Source organism: Streptomyces sp. XH2, from assembly GCF_049725035.1.
GTDB classification, from domain to species: Bacteria; Actinomycetota; Actinomycetes; order Streptomycetales; family Streptomycetaceae; genus Streptomyces; species Streptomyces roseoverticillatus.
The window spans coordinates 58,368-80,508 of record NZ_JBMMMZ010000017.1 but is presented as its reverse complement, the minus strand read 5'-3'; the positions used below and the strand labels follow the sequence as shown (position 1 = coordinate 80,508).

The 22,141-nt window shown below is 71.5% G+C and carries 20 protein-coding genes; 3 read left to right on the top strand and 17 right to left on the bottom strand.

Annotated features, from left to right (window positions below):
• Positions 1-42: 42 nt before the first annotated feature.
• The 5 genes from ruvX to rpsD all read right to left on the bottom strand — a co-directional run bounded on the left by ruvX (position 43) and on the right by rpsD (position 4,782).
• Positions 43-507: a Holliday junction resolvase RuvX gene (ruvX, locus tag ACOTKD_RS31820; RefSeq protein ID WP_043188057.1), complete on the bottom strand. Its 465-nt coding sequence runs from the start codon at positions 505-507 to the stop codon at positions 43-45.
• A 5-nt stretch (positions 508-512) separates the two neighbouring features.
• Positions 513-3,182: an alanine--tRNA ligase gene (alaS, locus tag ACOTKD_RS31815; protein WP_424892472.1), complete on the bottom strand. Its 2,670-nt coding sequence runs from the start codon at positions 3,180-3,182 to the stop codon at positions 513-515.
• On the bottom strand, positions 3,182-3,511 hold the full coding sequence (locus ACOTKD_RS31810) for a DUF6167 family protein (RefSeq protein ID WP_030365316.1): 330 nt from the start codon (positions 3,509-3,511) through the stop codon (positions 3,182-3,184). The genes alaS and ACOTKD_RS31810 overlap by 1 nt, the downstream gene beginning before the upstream one ends.
• Before the next feature lie 8 nt (positions 3,512-3,519).
• Positions 3,520-3,963 (bottom strand): DUF948 domain-containing protein, encoded by a 444-nt coding sequence (locus tag ACOTKD_RS31805; protein WP_359107754.1) that lies wholly within the window; start codon positions 3,961-3,963, stop codon positions 3,520-3,522.
• Between the two features lie 204 nt (positions 3,964-4,167).
• Entirely contained in the window at positions 4,168-4,782 is a 615-nt protein-coding gene (gene rpsD / locus ACOTKD_RS31800; protein ID WP_030365314.1) for a 30S ribosomal protein S4, read from the bottom strand.
• A 188-nt stretch (positions 4,783-4,970) separates the two neighbouring features.
• Here rpsD and ACOTKD_RS31795 point away from each other — a divergent pair, with 188 nt between their 5' ends.
• Positions 4,971-5,684, top strand: a complete 714-nt coding sequence (locus ACOTKD_RS31795) for a DUF2470 domain-containing protein (protein WP_424892471.1) — start codon at positions 4,971-4,973, stop codon at positions 5,682-5,684.
• Positions 5,685-5,839: 155 nt separating this feature from the next.
• On the opposite strand, the gene ACOTKD_RS31790 is transcribed toward ACOTKD_RS31795, so the two are convergent.
• The 4 genes from ACOTKD_RS31790 to ACOTKD_RS31775 all read right to left on the bottom strand — a co-directional run bounded on the left by ACOTKD_RS31790 (position 5,840) and on the right by ACOTKD_RS31775 (position 10,007).
• On the bottom strand, positions 5,840-7,198 hold the full coding sequence (locus tag ACOTKD_RS31790) for a replication-associated recombination protein A (RefSeq protein WP_424892470.1): 1,359 nt from the start codon (positions 7,196-7,198) through the stop codon (positions 5,840-5,842).
• Between the two features lie 91 nt (positions 7,199-7,289).
• The gene (locus tag ACOTKD_RS31785) at positions 7,290-7,952 is read right to left on the bottom strand and encodes a vitamin K epoxide reductase family protein (RefSeq protein WP_424892469.1); all 663 of its coding nucleotides are present in this window, start codon (positions 7,950-7,952) and stop codon (positions 7,290-7,292) included.
• Positions 7,953-8,011: 59 nt separating this feature from the next.
• Positions 8,012-9,274: a histidine--tRNA ligase gene (hisS, locus tag ACOTKD_RS31780; protein ID WP_424892468.1), complete on the bottom strand. Its 1,263-nt coding sequence runs from the start codon at positions 9,272-9,274 to the stop codon at positions 8,012-8,014.
• 10 nt (positions 9,275-9,284) lie between these two features.
• Complete coding sequence (locus tag ACOTKD_RS31775) at positions 9,285-10,007, bottom strand: MBL fold metallo-hydrolase (RefSeq protein WP_302859667.1); 723 nt, start codon at positions 10,005-10,007, stop codon at positions 9,285-9,287.
• Positions 10,008-10,193: 186 nt separating this feature from the next.
• On the opposite strand from ACOTKD_RS31775, the gene ACOTKD_RS31770 reads away from it, so the two are divergent.
• Entirely contained in the window at positions 10,194-11,015 is an 822-nt protein-coding gene (locus tag ACOTKD_RS31770) for a peptidylprolyl isomerase (RefSeq protein ID WP_424892467.1), read from the top strand.
• A 267-nt stretch (positions 11,016-11,282) separates the two neighbouring features.
• On the top strand, positions 11,283-12,512 hold the full coding sequence (locus ACOTKD_RS31765) for a DUF349 domain-containing protein (protein WP_424892466.1): 1,230 nt from the start codon (positions 11,283-11,285) through the stop codon (positions 12,510-12,512).
• Positions 12,513-12,641: 129 nt separating this feature from the next.
• Here ACOTKD_RS31765 and ACOTKD_RS31760 read toward each other — a convergent pair whose 3' ends face one another.
• From ACOTKD_RS31760 to ruvC, 8 genes are all read right to left on the bottom strand, one after another.
• Positions 12,642-15,158, bottom strand: coding sequence for a RelA/SpoT family protein (locus tag ACOTKD_RS31760; RefSeq protein ID WP_424892465.1), 2,517 nt, complete (start codon positions 15,156-15,158; stop codon positions 12,642-12,644).
• 171 nt (positions 15,159-15,329) lie between these two features.
• On the bottom strand, positions 15,330-15,896 hold the full coding sequence (locus tag ACOTKD_RS31755; protein WP_424892464.1) for an adenine phosphoribosyltransferase: 567 nt from the start codon (positions 15,894-15,896) through the stop codon (positions 15,330-15,332).
• Positions 15,893-16,996: a protein translocase subunit SecF gene (gene secF, locus ACOTKD_RS31750; protein ID WP_424892463.1), complete on the bottom strand. Its 1,104-nt coding sequence runs from the start codon at positions 16,994-16,996 to the stop codon at positions 15,893-15,895. Before secF ends, ACOTKD_RS31755 begins: the two co-directional genes overlap by 4 nt.
• Before the next feature lies 1 nt (position 16,997).
• Positions 16,998-18,854, bottom strand: a complete 1,857-nt coding sequence (gene secD / locus ACOTKD_RS31745) for a protein translocase subunit SecD (RefSeq protein WP_424892462.1) — start codon at positions 18,852-18,854, stop codon at positions 16,998-17,000.
• A 147-nt stretch (positions 18,855-19,001) separates the two neighbouring features.
• Positions 19,002-19,520 (bottom strand): preprotein translocase subunit YajC, encoded by a 519-nt coding sequence (gene yajC, locus ACOTKD_RS31740; protein WP_424892461.1) that lies wholly within the window; start codon positions 19,518-19,520, stop codon positions 19,002-19,004.
• Positions 19,521-19,681: 161 nt separating this feature from the next.
• On the bottom strand, positions 19,682-20,761 hold the full coding sequence (ruvB, locus tag ACOTKD_RS31735; RefSeq protein ID WP_424892460.1) for a Holliday junction branch migration DNA helicase RuvB: 1,080 nt from the start codon (positions 20,759-20,761) through the stop codon (positions 19,682-19,684).
• 73 nt (positions 20,762-20,834) lie between these two features.
• Complete coding sequence (gene ruvA / locus ACOTKD_RS31730) at positions 20,835-21,452, bottom strand: Holliday junction branch migration protein RuvA (protein ID WP_424892459.1); 618 nt, start codon at positions 21,450-21,452, stop codon at positions 20,835-20,837.
• Positions 21,449-22,000, bottom strand: a complete 552-nt coding sequence (ruvC, locus tag ACOTKD_RS31725) for a crossover junction endodeoxyribonuclease RuvC (protein WP_424892458.1) — start codon at positions 21,998-22,000, stop codon at positions 21,449-21,451. Before ruvC ends, ruvA begins: the two co-directional genes overlap by 4 nt.
• Between the last annotated feature and the right edge of the window lie 141 nt (positions 22,001-22,141).

Genomic DNA, 22,141 nt, shown 5'->3' with positions numbered 1-22,141 from the left:
GGGCGGCTGCCTTGTTCAGCGCGGAACGTTACCGTACTGCGATCAGATGACCACTTCGACGGTCTCGCCCGGGGGCCTCCCGGAGACCTTCTCGGTCTCCAGGGCGTTCTGCAGGATGACGACCGCGGCCGCCTGGTCCACCACGGACCGGCCCTTCTTCGAGCTGACGCCCGAGGCGCGCAGCCCCTGCGTGGCCGTCACCGTCGTCATGCGCTCGTCGACGAGGCGCACCGGGACGGGCGCCACGCGGCGGGCCATCTCCTTGGCGAAGGTGCGGACCTTGGCCGCGGCCGGCCCCTCCCCTCCTTTGAGGGAACGGGGCAGGCCCACGACGACCTCGATCGGCTCGTACTCCGCGACGATCTCCACGAGCCGCTTGTGGGCCTTGGGGATGTCACGGCCGGGCACCGTCTCCACCGGAGTGGCCAGGATCCCGTCGGGGTCGCACGAGGCGACCCCGATCCGGGCGTCCCCGACGTCGACGGAGATGCGTCTTCCTCGGCGCACGGGGATCAGGCCGCCTCGGCCACGAGGCGCTCGACGGCGGCCATGGCCTCGTCGACGGCCTCGGGGTTCTGGCCGCCGCCCTGGGCGACGTCCGGCTTGCCGCCACCGCCGCCGCCGAGGGTCTTGGCGGCCGTACGGACCAGGTCGCCGGCCTTGAGACCGCGCTCGCGGGCGGCCTCGTTGGTGGCGATGACCGTCAGCGGGCGGCCGCCCGCCACCGTGAACAGGGCCACCACGGCGGCGCGGCCGCCCTGGATGCGGCTGCGCACGTCGAGGACGAGCTTGCGCAGGTCGTCGGCGCCGGTGCCGTCCGGGACGCGGCCGGTGACCAGGGCCGTGCCGTGCACGTCCTTGGCGCCCTCGGCCAGGCCCGCGGCGGCCTGCAGGACCTTCTCGGCGCGGAAGCGCTCGATCTCCTTCTCGGCGTCCTTGAGCTTGGCGAGCATCCCGGAGATCTTCTCCGGCAGCTCCTCCGGGCGGCCCTTGACGAGCTCCTGGAGCTGGGCGACGACCGTGTGCTCCTTGGCCAGGAAGTTGTAGGCGTCGACGCCGACGAGGGCCTCGACACGGCGCACGCCCGAGCCGATGGACGACTCGCCCAGCAGCTTCACCAGACCCAGCTGGGCGGTGTTGCCGACGTGCGTGCCGCCGCACAGCTCCTTGGAGAAGTCGCCGATGGTGACGACGCGGACGCGCTCGCCGTACTTCTCGCCGAACTCGGCGATGGCGCCGGACTTCTTGGCCTCGTCCAGGCTCATGATCTCGGCCTGCACCTCGAGCTCCCGGGAGAGGACCTCGTTGATGCGCTGCTCGACGTCGGTCAGCACGGTGCCGGGAACGGCGGCCGGCGAGCCGAAGTCGAAGCGGAAGCGGCCCGGCGAGTTCTCCGAGCCGGCCTGGGCGGCCGTCGGGCCGAGCGCGTCGCGCAGGGCCTGGTGGGTGAGGTGGGTGGCCGAGTGGGCGCGGGCGATGGCACGGCGGCGCTTGACGTCGATCGAGGCGTAGGCGGAGGCGCCCACGGTGACCTCGCCGACCTGGACGACGCCCTTGTGCACGTGCACGCCCGGGACGGGCTTCTGCACGTCGCGGATCTCGATCACGGCACCGGTGTCGAGCTTGATGCGGCCGGTGTCGGCGAGCTGGCCGCCGCCCTCGGCGTAGAAGGGGGTGCGGTCCAGGACGACCTCGACCTCGTCGCCCTCGGTGGCGGCCGGCGAGGGCAGGCCGTCGACGAGGAGGCCCACGATCGTGGACTCGTTCTCGGTGAGGGTGTAGCCGGTGAAGTCGGTCTCGCCGGAGGTGTCGGCGACCTCGCGGTAGGCGGACAGGTCGGCGTGGCCGGTCTTCTTGGCCTTGGCGTCGGCCTTGGCGCGCTCCCGCTGCTCCTTCATCAGGCGGCGGAAGCCGTCCTCGTCCACGGAGAGGCCCTGCTCGGCGGCCATCTCCAGGGTGAGGTCGATCGGGAAGCCCCAGGTGTCGTGGAGCAGGAACGCCTTGTCGCCGGCCAGGACCTTGCCGCCGGCGGCCTTGGTCTCCGTCACGGCGGTGTCGAGGATGTTGGTGCCGGCCTTGAGCGTCTTGAGGAAGGCGGCCTCCTCGGCGAGGGCGACCGTCTCGATGCGCTTGCGGTCGGTCTCCAGCTCCGGGTACTGCTGGCCCATCGTCTTGATGACGACGTCGAGCAGCTCGGCCACGACGGGGCCGGTGGCGCCCATCAGGCGCATGTTGCGGATGGCTCGGCGCATGATGCGGCGCAGGACGTAGCCGCGGCCCTCGTTGCCGGGGGTGACGCCGTCACCGATGAGCATCGTGGACGTGCGCATGTGGTCGGCGACCACGCGCAGCGAGACGTCGGTGTCGTGGGCGGCGCCGTAGCGGACACCGGTGAGCTCGGTGGCCTTGTCCATGACGACGCGCAGGGTGTCGGTCTCGTACATGTTCTGCACGCCCTGCAGGATCATGGCGAGGCGCTCGAGGCCGAGACCGGTGTCGATGTTCTTCGACGGCAGCTCCCCGAGGATCGGGAAGTCCTCCTTGCCGTCGCCGGCACCGCGCTCGTACTGCATGAAGACCAGGTTCCAGATCTCCACGTAGCGCTCGTCGTTGACGGCCGGGCCGCCCTCGGCGCCGAACTCCGGGCCCCGGTCGTAGTTGATCTCGGAGCAGGGGCCGCACGGGCCGGGAACGCCCATGGACCAGTAGTTGTCCTTCTTGCCCAGTCGCTGGATCCGCTCCGCGGGCACGCCGACGACGTCGCGCCAGATGCGCTCGGCCTCGTCGTCCTCGAGGTAGACGGTGATCCACAGCTTCTCCGGCTCCAGGCCGTAGCCGCCGTCCGCCACGGGAGTCGTGAGCAGCTCCCAGGCGAGCTTGATGGCGCCTTCCTTGAAGTAGTCGCCGAAGGAGAAGTTGCCGCACATCTGGAAGAACGTGCCGTGCCGGGTGGTCTTGCCGACCTCCTCGATGTCCGGCGTGCGGACGCACTTCTGCACGCTCGTGGCGCGCGGGAAGGGCGGCTTGACCTCGCCGAGGAAGTACGGCTTGAAGGGGACCATGCCCGCGGGGACCAGGAGCAGGGTCGGGTCGTCCGCGATGAGCGACGCCGACGGCACGACGGTGTGCCCACGCTCCTCGAAGAAGCGCAGCCAGCGCCTGCGGATTTCAGCCGACTCCATCAGTGGTCCTCTTTCCGGGTGAACGAGTGGTAGGTGTGCTGCGGGTCGATCGCGACGAGGTGACGCTGCCCGGGGAGCGCGCGGTGCTCGGGGGCGGGCGGCGCGGCCGTGAGGCCGAGCGCGTCCTTGAGCGCCGCTTCCCGGTGCGCCATGCCGTCACGGACGTCCAGCGCGAAGAGCTTGACCTTGCGCCCGGCGATGACCGCGCGGTCCGCGGCCTGCAGGGCCAGGCTCTCCGGGGTGAGCTTGGCGAGCTTCCGGTTGACCTTGGTGGTGGCCCAGACACCGGCTGCTACACCGGTCGTGAACCAGAAGGTGCGGCGGAACATTCCTGGGGTCAACCCTTCCCACGGGTGCGGCGGCGGCCGGCGCGGGCGGACGGCAGCGGGCTGCCGACGGCCTTGCCGACGAAGACGGAGCCCTTCGGCTCGGGAGCGGCCTTGCGGCCCATCGCCCGGCGGACGCCGTAGCCGAAGGCGGCGACCTTGACCAGCGGGCCGCCGAAGGCGGAGGAGACGGTCGAGGAGAGCGCCGAGGCGTTCGCCGTGACCTCTTGGACGTCCGCGGCGATCGAGTCGACGCGGGCGAGCTGGGTGTGCGCGGAGCGGACGGTCGCCGAGGCGTCGGCGAGGAGCGGCACGGCCTGCTCGGTGACGTCGGCGACCAGCTTGGTGGCCGCCTTGAGCGTCTGCGCGAGCCGCACCAGCACCAGGGCGATGAAAGACACCAGAATGGCCCAGAAGACGGCCACGAGGATCCCGGCCACCTCTCCACCGGACACGCTGCACCGCTCCCTAGCTGTTGTCTTTTGCTGCTCGGATACCGACCTTATCGCGCCGGGCCTCCGCGCCCGTACCGCATTACCGGTCCGTACGGCACGGATGTGCGAGCGCCGGGGCCCGGAAACGCGCCAGCCCGCCGGGCCGCGGCCACGAGGGCCGGCGGAACGACGGGCTGGGCGGAAGGAGAGTCTCCTACGCCGGGCTTAGCGGGCGTAGTACTCGACGACGAGCTGCTCGTCGCAGATGACCGGAACTTCCTTGCGGTTGGGCAGGCGGTCCAGGCGGAAGGCCAGGGCGCCCAGGTTGACCTGCAGGTAGCGCGGGGTCTCACCCTCGGCGGCGAAGCCACCGGCGCGGGAGGTCTCGAACAGCGGCTTGCTGCGGCTGCGCTCGCGGACCATCACGACGTCGTTCGGGGCGACGCGGAAGGACGGCTTGTCGACCTTGCCACCGTTGACCTCGATGTGGCCGTGGACGACCATCTGGCGGGCCTGGTAGATGGTGCGGGCGATGCCCGAACGCAGGACGAGGGCGTCGAGGCGGCGCTCGAGCTCGACCACCAGGGCCTCGCCGGTCTTGCCCTCGGCCTTGCGGGCGCGGTCGTAGGCGCGGACCATCTGGCGCTCGCTGATGTCGTACTGGGCGCGCAGACGCTGCTTCTCGAGCAGACGGACCTTGTAGTCGCTGTTCTGCTTGCGGCCACGGCCGTGCTCACCCGGCGGGTAGGGGCGGGCCTCGAAGTACTTGACAGCCTTCGGGGTCAGCGCGATGCCGAGCGCACGAGACTTCTTGACCTTGGGACGCGACTGGTTAGGCACGTTCTCCAGACCTCCGAAATAGGTTAGGTTAGGCTTACCTTACTCAAGGAGATCGCATGTCTCGCCCGGGGAACACCAGTCACATCACGGACAGCACGCAGAAGACCGGCGCTCTTGATGGCGCCGACGTGACGGAGGTCCGATCAGATCGTGGTCAGCCGCGTCCCAGCGGACTTGAAATCGCGCGGATGCCGTCAGCAGCCGAGCGCACACGAACTCTCGTACAGAGTACATGCTCCGCGGTGCTGCTCGTTCCCGGGGCCGCCGCCACCCGCCCCGACCAGCTGATGCCCGAGGCGCGCAGCACCGGCCCCGACGGCGAGGTCTTCCTGGTCTTCCCCGCGGACAGCCCGGTCGTGCGCGCCGCGACCCACGCGCAGGACGACGAGCTGTCCGCCGTCCTGGAGCTCACCGACGTGGCGCCGGTCTCCGTGCCCAACCGCATCCGCGGCCGGGCCTGGGTCTCCGGCTGGATCACCTGCGTCCCCGGCGTGACCGAGCCCGGCCGCATGATGGTGCGCCTGGAGATCGGCGAGGCGAGCGTGGACGACCTGTGGGGCGCGGAGGACGTCGAGCCCGAGGACTTCGCGCGGGCCCAGCCGGACCCGCTCGTCGCCCACGAGGCCGAGCTGCTGCAGCACCTGCACTCGGGCCACGGCGACCAGGTGCTCGGACTGTACTCGCTCCTCGGCGAGCGGGCCGAGGACGTGCGGCGGGCGGGCGACCGGGCGGTGCCGCTGGCGCTGGACCGCTTCGGGCTGCGGGTGCGGTTCACCCGTGCGGGCAGCGGGTCGCCGGCGGACCGGTCCTTCGACGCACGGTTCGAGTTCCCGGACCCGGTCCGTGACGTGGTCGGCTTGCGCCGGGCGATGCACACGCTCTTCGAGGCGGCAGCGGATTGACGGCCGCCGGCTGAGCGGGGCCCGGCACCGCCGGACGGGTACGTGCGACGTCTCGCCGTTGCGGCGGGAGAAAACCCCGGAGCTGCCGACAGCTCTCATCCCGCCGCGACGGCGCCCGACCCCCACCGGAGGTGACCGGAGGTGCCGAACCCGGGTCAGCCCTCCTGGTCCCCGCGCAAGCGGGACCGCACCCTTTCCACCACATCCGCGTAGCGGGCCTCCGCCCCGTACCGCGTGGGTGAGTAGTACTGCTTGCCCCGGACCGCGTCGGGGGCGTACTGCTGCGCCGCAATGCCGCCGGGCAGATCGTGCGGGTACAGATAGCCCTGCGCGTGCCCCAGCTTCTCCGCGCCCTTGTAGTGGCCGTCCCGCAGATGCGGCGGCACGGGCCCCGCGAGGCCCGCCCGTACGTCTGCGAGGGCGGCGTCGATGGCGAGGTACGCGGCATTGGACTTCGGAGCCAGGGCCAGCGCGATCGCCACCTGGCTCAGCGTGATCCGCGCCTCGGGGAAGCCGATCAGCGCGACGGCCTGCGCCCCGGCGACCGCCGTCTGCAGGGCCGTGGGATCGGCCAGGCCGATGTCCTCGCTCGCGGAGATCATCAGGCGCCGCGCGATGAACCGCGGGTCCTCGCCCGCCTCGATCATGCGGGCCAGATAGTGCAGCGTGGCGTCCACGTCGGAGCCGCGGATCGACTTGATCAGGGCGCTCGCGACGTCGTAGTGCTGATCGCCGTCACGGTCGTACTTCACGGCCGCCCGGTCGACGGACTCCTCCAGCGTCTCCAGGGTGATCTCGGCCTCGCCCTTGGCTATGGCCGAGCCGGCGCCCGCCTCCAGCGCGGTGAGGGCGCGCCGGGCGTCGCCCCCGGCGATCCGCAGCAGGTGCGCCTCGGCGTCCGCGGGCAGGGTCACCGCGCCGCCGAGCCCTCGCTCGTCGGTGAGGGCGCGGTGCAGCAGAGCCCGCAGGTCCTCGTCGGTGAGCGCCTGGAGGGTCAGCAGCAGGGAGCGGGAGAGCAGCGGGGAGATGATCGAGAAGTAGGGGTTCTCGGTGGTGGCCGCGATGAGGGTGACCCAGCGGTTCTCCACGGCGGGCAGGAGGGAGTCCTGCTGGGCCTTGCTGAAGCGGTGGATCTCGTCCAGGAAGAGCACCGTCTCCTTGCCGTAGCCTCCGGAGGCGCGGCGCGCGCCGTCGATGACGGCCCGCACCTCCTTGACGCCCGCGGTGATCGCGGAGAGCTCCACGAAGCGCTTGTTGGTGGCCTGGCTGACGACGTACGCGAGGGTCGTCTTGCCGATGCCGGGCGGGCCCCAGAGGATCACCGACGAGGGGCCGGCCGGGCCGCCGCTGCCCTCCCCCACGAGCCTCCGCAGGGGGCTGCCGGGCTTGAGCAGGTGCCCCTGCCCCACGACCTCGTCGAGCGTGCGGGGGCGCATGCGCACGGCCAGGGGACTGCTCGCCGGGTCTTTCTCCTGGCGGTCCTCTGCGGCGGCGGTGAACAGATCGGGCTCCACGTCCGAAACCCTAAGCCACCCCACTGACAACGCCGCCGGACCGAGAGGTCCGGCGGCGTCGATCAAGCCAGGTCCGCGAGGGGCGGGGGGATCAGGCGGTGCCGCCCGTCCAGAAGTCCCACCAGCGGGTGAGGATCAGCATGCCGATGACGCCGACCCACAGGACGGGCACGACCCAGTGGAACTCCAGCAGGGCGCGGCGCACGCCGTCCGGCACCGGGATGAAGCGGTGCCGGACGTTCTGCACGGTGACGTAGCAGAACATGAAGATCGTGGCGACCCAGGCCAGGCAGCACCACAGGCACAGCGACCCGATGACGTACAGCGACTGGTACTGCAGCCAGGTGACGAAACCGACGCCGAAGAGCGTGCCGGCCTCCATGCCGAGCCAGTACCAGCGGGGGAAGCGGGCGCCCGAGAGCAGCGCCAGGCCGATCGCGATGATCGCGCCGTAGCAGACGAGCCCCAGCATCGGGTTCGGGAACCCGAAGGCGTGGGCCTGCTCGCTCTCCATGATGTTGCCGCAGGAGACGATCGGGTTGAGGCTGCACCCGGGGGTGAAGGTCTTCCCGACCGCCTTGGCCTCGAGGATCTTGTTCTTGTCGATCGTGATGACCCATGCGGCGAGCAGCCCCAGCGCACCGGTGACGACCAGCAGCAGCGCGAACGCGCGGCTGCCGCCCGCGGCGCCGGCCGCGGGGCCGTCCCGCTCGTCGCCGTCGGTGTCGGAGCGGTCCAGTGCCGAAGTGGTCATGGCGGCGTTGATCCCATCAGTCGGTCCCTGGCGCCCATTCTGCACCAGGAGAGTGGCAATCAGCCCTGCTTGGCGAGGACTTCACCCACGACATCGGCGAGGGCGACGGCCTTCTGCTCGCCGCTCTCCAGGTCCTTGAGCTGTACGTTGCCCTCGGCCAGGTCGCGCTCGCCGGCGATGACCGCGAAGCGGGCGCCGGAGCGGTTGGCCGACTTCATCGCGTTCTTCAGGCCCTTGCCGCCGTAGGCGAAGTCGGTGGCGACGCCGCTGCGGCGCAGCTCGGTGACCAGGCCGAAGAGGACCTTGCGGGCCTCCTCGCCGAGCGGGACGGCGTAGACCTCGGTGGGCGACGGCAGGTCGAGCGAGATGCCCTCGGCCTCCAGGGCGAGCACCGTGCGGTCGACGCCGAGCGCCCAGCCGACGGACGGCAGCGCGGGGCCGCCGATCATCTCGGACAGGCCGTCGTAGCGGCCGCCGCCGCCGACCGCGGACTGCGAGCCGAGGCCGTCGTGGACGAACTCGAAGGTGGTGCGGGTGTAGTAGTCGAGGCCGCGCACCAGCTTGGGGTCGTCCTCGAACTCGACGCCCGCAGCGGTCAGCAGCTCGCGCACCTGCTCGTGGTAGGCCTTGCAGGCCTCGCACAGGTGGTCGCGGAAGAGCGGGGCGCCGACGAGCTGCTTCTGGACGTCCTCGCGCTTGTCGTCCAGGACGCGCAGCGGGTTGATCTCGATGCGCCGGCGGGTGTCCTCGTCCAGCTCCAGGCCGCGCAGGAAGTCCTGCAGGGCGGCGCGGTAGACCGGGCGGCACTCCTTGTCGCCGAGGGAGTTCAGCAGGAGGCGGAAGTTCGCAAGGCCGAGCGACTTGTACGCGTCGACGGCCAGGATGATCAGCTCGGCGTCCAGCGCCGGGTCCTCGGCGCCGATGGCCTCCGCGCCGACCTGCGAGAAGTGGCGGTAGCGGCCCTTCTGCGGGCGCTCGTAGCGGTAGTACGAGCCGGAGTACCAGAGCTTGACGGGCAGGTTGCCGTCCTTGTGGAGGTTGCCCTCCAGCGCGGCGCGCAGCACGGAGGCGGTGCCCTCGGGGCGCAGGGCGAGCTGGTCGCCGCCGCGCGTGGTGAGGGTGTACATCTCCTTGGTCACGATGTCGGTCGACTCGCCGACACCGCGGGAGAACAGCTCGACCTGCTCGAAGCCGGGGGTCTCGACGTAGCCGTAGCCGGCCCGCTTGAGCGGGGCGGCGATGGCCTCGCGGACCGCGAGGTAGACGGCGGAGGTGGGGGGCTTGAGGTCGTAGGTGCCCTTGGGGGCCTTGAACGTACTCACGGGAAAATCGTCACATTCCTCTTCGCGGAGCGGCGGTAGGGCCGCCTCCGGAGCCGCGCAGCGTGTCCGCCACTTCCCGCAGGTACGGGTTGGTGGCGCGCTCGCGGCCGATGCTGGTCTGGGGGCCGTGGCCGGAGAGGACCACGGTCGAGTCGTCCAGGGGCAGGCACACGCGTGCCAGCGACCGGAGCATCTCGGCGTGATCACCGCCCGGCAGGTCGGTGCGTCCGATGGAGCCGGCGAACAGCAGGTCGCCCGAGAAGAACACCGACGGCACGTCGGAGGTCTCGGGCATCCTGAAGGTCACCGACCCCTTGGTATGGCCGGGCGCGTGCGCGACGGTGAACTCCAGCCCCGCGAGGTCGAGGCGGGAGCCGTCGGTCAGCTCCCTGACGTCGTCCGGCTCCCCGACGGTCAGCTCGCCCATGAGCTGCTGCCCGATGGAGCGGCCGAGGGCCTTCTCCGGGTCGCTCATCATGTAGCGGTCGGCGGGGTGGATCCAGGCCGGGACGTCGTGGGCGCCGCACACCGGGACGACCGAGGCGACGTGGTCGATGTGGCCGTGGGTGAGGACGACGGCGACGGGCTTGAGCCGATGCTTCCTGAGCGCCTCCTCGACCCCGGGGGCCGCCTGGTGGCCCGGGTCGATGATCACGCACTCCTCGCCCGCGGCAGGGGCGACCAGATAGCAATTGGTCCCCCAGGCCCCGGCGGGGAACCCGGCAATCAGCACATTCGTCCTTAATGATCGACCAGCAGAATTTCATCAGCGGTGCGGCCGCGACGCCCCTCGGGGGTCACCGGCCGCGAACAAGAGCCTACCGGCGGCACCTCCGCGGCCGCGAACCCGTATACGGTACGGGCACACCAGCAACACAGGGCTCATGACATGGACAAGTCGGTATGAGGAGTAGACCCGGTGGTCAGTAACGAGCAGCGGCGGCGGCAGCTCGCCCGGGAGAAGTTCGAGCGGCAGCAGCAGCGCCGCGAGGAGGCCCGGCGCAAGGCCCGCCGGCGGAACGCGGTGATCGCCGCCGCCCTCGCGGTGGTGCTGGCCGCGGGTGTGACCGCGTACGCCACGGGCGCGCTGTCCGGCGACGACAAGAAGGACACGACCGACGCCGCGGCCCCCGAGACCTCCGGGAAGCCCTCCAAGGGGCCCGACCCGTGCGCCAAGCCCGCCCCGGGCTCCCCCGCGGCGAAGACGTGGAAGTCGGAGCCGGAGATGGGCATCGACAAGTCCGCGGCGTACGCCATGGACTTGAAGACGACGTGCGGCACGATCGACGTCAAGCTCGACGCGGCGAACGCCCCGCACACGGTCAACTCCTTCAACTTCCTGGCCGGCGAGGGCTACTTCGACCACACCAAGTGCCACCGCCTGACCACCAGCGGGATCTACGTCCTGCAGTGCGGCGACCCCAAGGGCATGGGCAACGGCGGTCCGGGCTACACCCTGCCCGACGAGAACCTGAAGGACTCCAAGCTCAAGGGGAACGTCTACCCCGCGGGCACGGTCGCGATGGCCAACACCGGCCAGCCGCACACCGGTGGCAGCCAGTTCTTCCTCGTCTACCAGGACAGCCCGCTGCCCCCGACGTACACGCCCTTCGGCACGATCGGCGCCGAGGGCATGAAGACGCTCAAGAAGATCGCCGACGCGGGCGAGTCGTCGGGCGCCGGCGACGGCGCCCCGAACGCGACGGTGGTCATCGACAAGGCGGCGGTCGCCAAGTCCTGAACGCCGGGCTCACCGCTCCGATCAGGCCTCCGGCGCCCGGTTGTTGCCCGCTCAGCGAAATTTCGGTCGCGCGGGATACGGACAGCCAGGGCGCCGGTCGCCTATGTTGGCGTTGTGTAGGGTGCCTGATCCGGCGGCTACCCGCACCCGAATGATCAAGACGATGATCAAGCCGTCGGACCGGCCAGGGCGCGGCCCTGCCCGGAACAACTGTGGACGATGCGCGAGGGCCGCACGCCGGCCCCGGCATCATGTGGAGGAGGCGCTGTGAGCAGCGACCCATGGGGCCGCGTCGACGAGACGGGGACCGTGTACGTGCGTACTGCCGACGGTGAGCAGGTCGTCGGATCGTGGCAGGCCGGGTCTCCCGAGGAGGCCCTCGCTTACTTCGAGCGCAAGTACGAGGGCCTGGTCGTCGAGATCGGCCTCCTCGAGAAGCGGGTCAAGACCACCGACCTGTCGGCCAAGGACGCGATGACCGCGATCGACCACCTGCGCACGCAGGTCGACGAGCATCACGTCGTCGGTGACCTCGACGCGCTGCGGTCCCGGCTCGACAAGCTCGTCGCGACGGTCGAGGCGCGCCGCGAGGAGCGCAAGGCGGCGAAGGCCAAGCAGGCCGACGAGGCGCGCACGGCCAAGGAGGCGCTGGTCGCCGAGGCCGAGGAGCTGGCGGCGAGCGAGCAGTGGCGGTCCGCCGGCGAGCGGCTGCGCGCCCTGGTCGACACCTGGAAGGGCCTGCCGCGGCTGGACCGCAAGGCCGACGACGAGCTGTGGCACCGCTTCTCGCACGCCCGCTCGGCGTTCTCCAAGCGGCGCAAGGCGCACTTCGCCGCCCTCGACGCCCAGCGCGAGGACGCCCGCAAGGCCAAGGAGAAGCTGGTCGCCGAGGCCGAGGCGCTCTCCGGGTCCACCGACTGGGGCCCGACGGCCGCGCGCTACCGCGACCTGATGGCGGAGTGGAAGGCCGTCGGCCGCGCGCAGCGCGAGGCTGAGGACGAGCTGTGGGGCCGCTTCCGCGGCGCGCAGGACGTCTTCTTCCAGGCGCGCAGCGAGGTGTTCGCCGAGCGCGACGCCGAGCAGCAGGTCAACCTGACGCACAAGGAGGAGCTCGCGGCCGAGGCCGAGAAGCTGCTGCCCGTCACCGACCTGAAGGCCGCCCGCGCCGCGTTCCGCTCGATCAACGAGCGCTGGGAGGCCATCGGCCACGTCCCGCGCGACGCCCGCCCGAAGATCGAGGGCCGGATGCACGCGGTGGAGCGCGCCATCCAGGAGGCCGAGGAGGCCGAGTGGCGGCGTACGAACCCGGAGGCGCGGGCCCGTGCGGCGGGGCTGACCGGCCAGCTGCAGGCGGCCGTCGACAAGCTGCAGGAGCAGGTCGACAAGGCGCGTGCCGCGGGTAACGACGCCAAGGCGAACAAGCTCTCGCAGGAGCTGGAGGGGCGTAAGGCCCTGCTGGACCAGGCTCTGAAGGGCCTGGAGGAGTTCGGCGGCTAGTTCCGGACGGCGTGAGGAGGCCCGGTACGGATTCCGTACCGGGCCTCCTCACGTCGCATCAGCCCTTAATTGAGAAACCACAGCGGCGATCAGCCACCTCCGCGAAGCGGCGGCGGTTTAGCCGCAAAGTCAGGGCCTGCGGGCCGACGTCACGCGGTAGACGTCGTACACGCCCTCCACGCCCCGTACGGCCTTCAGGACGTGACCGAGGTGCTTCGGGTCGCCCATCTCGAAGGTGAAGCGGGACGTGGCCACCCGGTCCCGGGACGTCTGCACGGCCGCGGACAGGATGTTGACGTGCTGGTCGGACAGGACGCGCGTGACGTCCGACAGCAGCCGGGACCGGTCCAGCGCCTCGACCTGGATGGCCACCAGGAAGACGGACGACTGGGTGGGCGCCCACTCGACGTCGATGATCCGTTCGGGCTGCTGCGAGAGCGACTCGACGTTGACGCAGTCGGCGCGGTGCACCGAGATGCCGTTGCCGCGGGTGACGAAGCCGATGATGGGGTCGCCCGGCACCGGCGTACAGCAGCGGGCCAGCTTCACCCAGACGTCCTCGACGCCCTTGACGATCACGCCGGGGTCGGCGCTGGAGCGGCGCTTGGAGCGGCCGCGGATCGGCGCGGTCTCCTCGATGTCCTCGGTCGCCGCGTCCTCGCCGCCGAGGGCCTGGACCAGCTTCTGCACGACGCCCTGCGCCGCGACGTGGCCCTCGCCGATGGCGGCGTAGAGGGAGGAGATGTCGGGGTAGCGCATCTCGTGCGCGAGGGTGACCAGGGAGTCGCCCGTGAGGATGCGCTGGATCGGCAGGTTCTGCTTGCGCATGGCGCGCGCGATGGCGTCCTTGCCCTGCTCGATCGCCTCGTCGCGGCGCTCCTTGGAGAACCAGGCCCGGATCTTGTTGCGCGCGCGGGGGGACTTGACGAAGCCCAGCCAGTCGCGGGAGGGGCCGGCGCCGGGCGCCTTGGAGGTGAAGACCTCGACCAGGTCGCCGTTGTCGAGGGTGGACTCCAGGGGCACGAGCCGCCCGTTGACCCTGGCCCCTATCGTGCGGTGGCCGACCTCGGTGTGAACGGCGTAGGCGAAGTCGACCGGGGTCGCCCCGGCCGGGAGCGCTATGACATCGCCCTTGGGGGTGAAGACGAAGACCTCGTTGCGGGAGAGGTCGAAGCGCAGGGACTCCAGGAACTCGCCCGGGTCCTCGGTCTCCTTCTGCCAGTCGAGCAGCTGCCGCAGCCAGGCCATGTCATTGACGGTGTCCTGGTTCTTGCCGGCGTTCTTGGGCACGTCGGTGCGCACCTTGGAGGCGCCGGCGACGGCCTCCTGCTTGTACTTCCAGTGCGCGGCGATGCCGTACTCGGCGCGGCGGTGCATGTCGAACGTGCGGATCTGCAGCTCGACGGGCTTGCCGCTGGGGCCTATGACCGTCGTGTGCAGCGACTGGTACATGTTGAACTTGGGCATCGCGATGTAGTCCTTGAACCGCCCCGGGACCGGATTCCACCGGGCGTGGACGGTGCCGAGCGCCGCGTAGCAGTCGCGGACGGTGTCGACGAGGACGCGGATGCCCACCAGGTCGTAGATCTCGGCGAAGTCGCGGCCCCGCACGATCATCTTCTGGTAGACGCTGTAGTAGTGCTTCGGGCGGCCGGTGACGGTGGCCTTGATGCGGGCGGCGCGCAGGTCGGCCTGGACCTCGTCGGTGACGATCGCGAGGTACTCGTCGCGCTTGGGGGCCCGCTCGGCGACGAGGCGGACGATCTCGTCGTACATCTTGGGGTAGAGGATCGCGAAGGCGAGGTCCTCCAGCTCCCACTTGATGGTGTTCATGCCCAGCCGGTGCGCCAGCGGGGCGTAGATCTCCAGGGTCTCGCGGGCCTTCTTCTCCTGCTTCTCCCGCTTGAGGTAGCGCATGGTGCGCATGTTGTGCAGGCGGTCGGCGAGCTTGATGACCAGGACGCGCGGGTCCTTGGCCATGGCGACGACCATCTTGCGGACGGTCTCGGCCTGCGCGGCCTCGCCGAACTGCACGCGGTCCAGCTTGGTGACGCCGTCGACGAGCAGGGCGACCTGGTCGCCGAAGTCGCGGCGCAGGTCGTCCAGGCCGTACTCGGTGTCCTCGACGGTGTCGTGCAGGAGGCCGGCCATCAGCGTGGCCGGATCCATGCCCAGCTCGGCGAGGATCGTGGTCACCGCGAGGGGGTGGGTGATGTACGGGTCGCCGCTCTTGCGCTTCTGGCCGCGGTGCCAGCGCTCGGCGACCTGGTAGGCGCGCTCGATCTGGCGGAGCGTCGTCGCGTCGGCCTTGGGGTCGTTGCCGCGCACTATGCGCAGGAGCGGTTCGAGGACCGGGTTGTACGGGGTGGAGCGCTGGACGCCGAGGCGGGCGAGGCGGGCCCGGACGCGGCTGGAGGAACCGGGGCGGGGAGCGCTCGGCGGCGGGGTGGGCCGGGCGGGTGACGTGCCGGCCACGGCCGGGACCGGGCTCTTGGGGCCGCCGCCGGCGCCGGGGCCGGCGGGCGGGCGGGGCGTGGACTCAGGCGCGCTCTGCGGGCGGCCCGTGGGCGTACCCGTGGCCGCCGCGGCCTCGGGAGACGGCTTGTCCTGCTGTGCGGCGGTGAGCGGCTGGGCCTCGTCTGGCAAGAGCACTCCTCATGCGGGGTCCGGCCCCCCGATCAGGTCCGGACAACCATGGTATCGAGCCCGGGCGGCGGGGTCGCCGCGCACCCGGCTCTGCTCACCAGAACGCAAAGCGGCCCCCGGGGTCTTCCCCGGGGGCCGATCCGCATCTCGGGCCTGCTGCGTCGTGGCAGGTCAGACGGTGATCAGCGCCTCCAGCGGCGCGTCTTCGAGGGCGCCGGAGAGCCGCTCGCGGCCGGGCAGGAAGCCGAGCTCCATGAGCACGACGACGCCGGCCACCTCGGCGCCGGCCCGGCGGATCAGCCGGACCGAGGCCTCGGCGGTGCCGCCCGTGGCCAGCACGTCGTCGATGACGAGGACGCGGTCGCCCGGGCCCACCGCGTCGGCGTGCATCTCGATCTCCGCCGTGCCGTACTCCAGCTCGTACGCCTGGGCCAGCGTGGCTCCGGGGAGCTTGCCCGCCTTGCGCACGGGCACGAAGCCGACCCCGGCGCGGACGGCGGCCGGGGCGCCGAGGATGAAGCCCCGGGCCTCCAGGCCGACGACCTTGGTGGCACCGTGGCGCCCGCACGCCTCCGCCAGGGCTTCGGTCAGGGCGGCGAACGCCGTGGCGTCGGCGAGCAGCGGGGTGATGTCCTTGAACATCACGCCCGGCTTCGGGTAGTCGGGCACATCGTGGATGTGCGCGAGCAGCAGGTCACGCAGCTTCTCGTCGGCCGGGCCGACCTCGGTGGCGCTCATCGGCGCTTCCCCTGGGCACGGCCGCGGCTGCCGCGGGCGCGGGGGGCGACCACACCGGCGGCACCGGCGGCGTCCTCCTCGGCTCCGGGGACGGCGTCGCTCGGCTCGCCCTCGCCCGTCTCGCCCTTCGCGGCCGCGGCGGCGCGCTTGGCGCGCACCCGCTTGGCGAGGGCCTTCATCTGCGGGTCGCGCTCCTTGAAGTCGGCGACCAGCGGGGTGGCGATGAAGATCGAGGAGTAGGCGCCGGCCGCGAGGCCGACGAACAGGGCGAGCGAGATGTCGTTGAGCATGCCCGCGCCGAGGAAGCCGCCGCCGATGAACAGCAGGCCGGCGACCGGCAGCAGCGCCACCACGGTGGTGTTGATCGAGCGCACCAGGGTGCCGTTGAGGCTGCGGTTGGCGATCTCGCTGTATGTGAAGCGGGTCTGCTTGGTGATGTCCTTCGAGCTCTCCTTCAGGCCGTCGAAGACGACGACGGTGTCGTAGAGGGAGTAACCGAGGATGGTGAGCAGACCGATCACGGTGCCCGGGGTGACCTCGAAGCCGACCAGGGCGTAGACGCCGACGGTGATGGTGAGGTCGTGGATGAGCGCGACCAGGGCGGCGAGCGCCATCCGCCACTCGAAGGCGATCGCGAGGTAGATCACCACGAGGATCATGAAGACGGCCAGGCCGGTCCACGCCTTGTTGGCGATCTGGTCGCCCCAGCTCGGGCCGACGATGTCGGTGTTGACCTTGTCCGTGGAGACGCCGAGCTTCTTGGCCAGGGCTTCCTGGGTGGCGCGCGACTGCTCGGTGGTGACGTCGCTGACCTGGATGCGCAGCGGGCCGTTGCCGAGCTTCTGGGCGATCGCGGTGTGGCCGGAGGCCTCCTCCGCGGTCAGGCGGGCCGATTCGGCCGAGATCTTGGTGCTGGGCGTGGTGAAGACCGCGCCGCCGGAGAACTCGATGCCGAAGTTCAGGCCCCGCACCGCCAAGCCGACGATGGCCGTGATGGTGATGAGGATCGAGATGCCGTACCAGATCTTCCGCTTGGCCACGAAGTCGTAGCCGACCTCGCCGCGGTAGAGCCGGGCACCGAGATTGCCGAGCTTGGACATCTCACGCCTCCTTCGGGTCGACGGGGGCGGAGGGGCGGCGGCGGGAGGCCCGCAGCGGCGGCCTGGCGCCGAGCCGCTTCGGGTCGAGCCCGGACCAGGGGTGACCGCTCGCGAAGAACTTGCGGCGGGCCAGGAGCGTCATCAGCGGCTTGGTGAAGAAGAAGACCACGACGACGTCGAGGAGGGTGGTCAGGCCGAGCGTGAACGCGAAGCCCTGCACCTTGCCGACGGTCACGATGAAGAGCACCGCGGCGGCGAGGAACGACACGAAGTCGGAGACCAGGATCGTGCGGCGGGCGCGCGGCCAGCCCCGCTCGACCGCCGGGCGCAGCGTGCGGCCCTCGCGGATCTCGTCGCGGATGCGCTCGAAGTAGACGATGAAGGAGTCGGCGGTGATGCCGATCGCGACGATCGCACCGCAGACGGCCGGCAGGTTCAGCGCGAAGCCGATGGCCTGGCCCAGCAGCACCATGATCGTGTAGGTGAGGATCGCCGAGACCAGGAGGCTGGCGAGGGCGACGAGCGCGAGACCGCGGTAGTACGCCACGAGGTAGACGACGACCAGGGCGAGGCCGATGGCACCGGCGAGGAGACCGGCGCGCAGCTGCTCGCCGCCGAGGGCGGCGGTGACGGTCTGCTCGGTGACGACGTCGAAGGAGAGCGGCAGGGCGCCGTAGGACAGCACGTTGGCGAGGTCCTGGGCGCTGGTCTGGGTGAAGCCGCCGGAGATCTCCGCCTGGCCGCCGGTGATCGAGGTGGAGACGGACGGGTCGGAGACGACCTCGCCGTCCAGGACGATCGCGAACTGGTTCTGCGGGGACTGCTTGCTCGCGAGCTGGCCGGTGACGTCGGCGAACTTCTTGGAGCCGGTGGAGTCGAACTTCAGCTGGACGAGCCAGCCGCGGCCCTGCTGGCTGTCGAAGACGGCGCTGGCGCCGGTGACGTTGGTGCCCTCGACCGACACCGGGCCGAGGATCTCCTTGGCCGAGCCGTCCTTCTTGCAGGCGACGATGACGTCGGTGGCCTTGGCGCCCGCAGCGGCCTCGTTGGCCTTGGCACGGCCTTCGGGGGTGGTGCAGTCCAGGGCGTCGAGCTTCTTCTGCAGCGCGGCGGCGTCGGCCGGGGACGGCGTGGGCTCCTTGGACTTGTCGTCCTTCGCCTTGTCGTCCTTCTTGGCGTCGTCCTTCTTCTCGTCCTTCGCCTTGTCGTCCTTGGCGACGGCCGAGGCGGACGGGGTGGCGTCGGCCTTGACGGCGTCGGTGACGGGGCGGCCCTGCTGGCGCGGGCTCGCGCTCGCGGAGGGGCTGCCGGAACCGGCCGGAGCAGAGGCGGAGGGCGAGCCGGACGGCTTGTTCTTGTCGTCCTTGGCCTTGCCGTCCTTGTCCTTCCCGTCCTTGCCGGAGTCCTTACCGGGAGTGGACGCGTTGGGAGCCGGCTCGGTCTTCGTGCCGGGGGCCATGGACAGCACGGGGCGGAAGCCGAGCTTGGCGGTGGTGCCGACCTGCTGGCGGGCCTGCTTCGCGTTCGTCCCCTTGGGGATGTTCACGATGATGTGGTTGTCGCCCTGCGTCTGGACCTCGGCCTCGGTGACGCCGAGACCGTTGACACGCCGCTCGATGATGCCGACCGCGGTGTTCATGTTGGTCGGGTTGATCGCGTTGGGCTTGCCGGGCTCGTTCTTGGCCTCCAGCGTGAAGCTGGTACCGCCCGCGAGGTCGATGCCCAACCGCGGCGTGGTCCGCCCCGAGGCGAACATCCCCCCGGTGAGCGCCACCATGGCGATCAGGATCAGGGCCAGGACCCGGCCCGGCCTGCCCTGGCCGCCCGGGGACCTGCGGCCCTTCTTCGGTGCTGCCACCTTGTCGTTTCTCCCTGTCCAACCGCCCGGGGCCGTGCTGTTGCCGGGCGGCCACGAATGTAGTGGGGACCTGCCCCCCGCCGGAGCCTAGACCGTCGGGGAACCGCGGCGCACTGACCGAGCAGTGCGCCGCGGTTCCCCGATGGACTACTTCGCGTCGGTGTCGCCGTCCTTGCCGTCCCGCTCGGCGCCCTTGGCGTCCTTGGCGTCCTTGGCCTGCGGCTCCGCGGCCTTGTCCCCGGACTCCGGCTCCGCGGCCTGCTCCGCCTCGGCGGCCTCGCCCTTGCCCAGGTCGATCTTCTTCTCGGCCGGAGCCTCGGACTCGGCCTCGGTCAGCGACGACGCGTCGTCCGGGACGGCAGGGGTCTCGGAGTCGTGCGGCTCGATCCCGTGGACGATGCGGTTGTACTCGGCGTCCTCCAGGACGGCGCCGATGGCGTTCTTCGCGTAGATGGCGTGGACGCCGGGGGCCACCTCGAGGAGGACCGTGTCGTCGTTGACCTCCTTGACGGTGGCGTACATGCCGCCGATCGTCCGCACACCGGTGCCCGGCTGCATCTGGTCGCGCATCTGCGCCGCCTGGCGCTGCTTGTTCTTGGCCGACCGCGTCATCAGGAACATGGCCCCGATGAGCACGATGAACGGCAGGAGAGTCACGATATTCACGGGACGGGGTTTCCTTCACACGACCGCGGGAGGCGGCCTTCTACGGGGGTGGTATGCCGTGCCGGTTCCGGACGGCATCGGCGGAGTCTAAGCGAGTCCGCGCCTATGGAACAACGCCCAGCATGGCACCGTGGTTCCTGACCGGACCAGCCCCCGCGCCGTCACCCGCCGAAGAGGCCCTGCTGGGGCGGGGTGCCCGCCGCGCCGGCGTCGCGAGCGAGGCCGAGGTGCTCCCACGCGGCGGGGGTGGCGACGCGGCCCCTGGGCGTACGGGCCAGCAGGCCCTCGCGGACGAGGAACGGCTCGGCGACCTCCTCGACCGTCTCGCGCTCCTCGCCGACGGCCACGGCCAGCGTCGACAGGCCGACCGGGCCGCCCCCGAAGAGCTTGAGGAGGGCGGTCAGGACGGCGCGGTCGAGGCGGTCGAGGCCGCGGGCGTCGACCTCGTAGACGTCCAGGGCCTGGGCGGCGATCTCGCGGGTGATCACACCGTCGGCCTTGACCTGGGCGTAGTCGCGGACGCGGCGCAGCAGGCGGTTCGCGATGCGGGGGGTGCCCCGGGAGCGCCCGGCGATCTCGGCGGCGCCCTGGTCCGCTATCTCCACGTCCAGCAGGCGGGCGGAGCGGTGCACCACGCGCTGCAGCTCGGCGGGGGCGTAGAACTCCATGTGCCCGGTGAAGCCGAACCGGTCGCGCAGCGGGGGCGGCAGGAGACCGGCCCTGGTGGTGGCGCCGACGAGGGTGAAGGGCGGCAGTTCCAGGGGGATGGCGGTGGCGCCGGGGCCCTTGCCAACGATCACGTCGACGCGGAAGTCCTCCATGGCCATGTAGAGCATCTCCTCGGCGGGCCGCGACATGCGGTGGATCTCGTCGAGGAAGAGGACCTCTCCCTCGGTGAGGGAGGAGAGGATCGCGGCGAGGTCGCCGGCGTGCTGGATGGCGGGGCCGGAGGTGATGCGGATGGGGGCGCCCATCTCGGCCGCGATGATCATCGAGAGGGTGGTCTTGCCGAGCCCGGGGGCGCCGGAGAGCAGCACGTGGTCGGCGGTGGCGCCGCGGGCGCGGGCGGCCTTGAGGACGAGGTCGAGCTGCTCGCGGACGCGCTCCTGGCCGACGAACTCGCCGAGGTCCTTGGGGCGCAGCGCGGCCTCGACGGCCCGGTCCTCGCCGTCGGCGTCGGTGCCGACGAGGCGGTCGCCTGCGGGGGGCTCCGCGTATGCGGATTCGTCGTCCCAGTTCACGGGTTGAACCTCACGGTTGGATGGTGGTTTGCGGGCAGTCGTTCCGCAGCGCCGGGGGCGCTCTCCGGATGACTCACCGCGCCCGGTTCAGCGTCTGCAGCGCGGCTCGCAGCAGCTGGCCGACCTGCGGCTGACCGCCGTCGGCGAGGACGGCCTCCGCCCGGGGCGCCACCGCTTCCACCGCCTCGTCCGCCTCGCGGGCGGCGTAGCCCAGACCGACGAGCGCCGCCTGCAGCTGATCGCGCCACCCCGCGGCGGCGGGGGCGGGGGCCGCCGCGGCGGAGCCGACCGGCTTGCCTAGCCGGTCCTTCAGCTCCAGGAGCAGCTTCTGCGCGCCCTTCTTGCCGATGCCGGGGACGGCGGTGAGCGCCTTCTCGTCGCCCGAGGCGAAGGCCTGCCGGAGGGCGTCGGGGGTGTGGACGGCGAGCATGGCCTGGGCGAGGCGGGGGCCCACCCCGCTCGCGGTCTGCAGCAGCTCGAAGGTCTGGCGCTCGTCGTCGTCGGCGAAGCCGTAGAGCGTCAGGGAGTCCTCGCGGACGACGAGGGAAGTGGCGAGGCGGGCCTGCTGCCCGACGCAGAGACCGGCCAGCGTGCCGGGCGTGCACTGGACGGCCATGCCGATGCCGCCGACCTCGACGACCGCGGTGTCGGGGGCGAGGGCGGCGACGGGGCCGGAGACGAAGGCGATCATCGGGTGCCCTTCGGGAGGCGTACGGGAGCGGTGGCACGGCGCTGTGCGGCGGCGAGCTGCTGCAGGCGGCCGGTCGCCGGGGCGCGCCAGATGTGGCAGATGGCCAGGGCCAGGGCATCGGCGGCGTCGGCGGGCTTCGGCGGGGCGTCGAGCCGCAGGAGGCGGGTGACCATGGAGCCGACCTGGGCCTTGTCGGCCCGGCCGGAGCCGGTGACGGCCGCCTTGACCTCGCTGGGGGTGTGCAGGGCGACGGGCAGGCCGCGGCGGGCGGCGCAGAGCATGGCGACGGCGCTGGCCTGGGCGGTGCCCATGACCGTACGGACGTTGTGCTGGCTGAAGACGCGCTCGACGGCGACGTATTCGGGCCGGTGCTCGTCGAGCCACTGCTCGATGCCGCGCTCTATGAGGACGAGGCGGTCGGCGACCTCGGCGTCCGCGGGGGTGCGGACCACGCCGACCCCGACCATGCGCAGCGGGCGGCCCGCGGTGCCCTCGACCACGCCGACGCCGCACCGCGTCAGTCCGGGGTCCACCCCCAGCACCCGCATGACGCCCTCCTTCGCTCACCTGCCCGGGCAGGCTACCGGCTGCCACTGACAACGGCCGATCATGCCGACGGGCCGGCGGGACGCGTGTCCCGCCGGCCCCGCGGCCGCCCACCGTCGGACGCGTACCCGGCGACCCTCGCC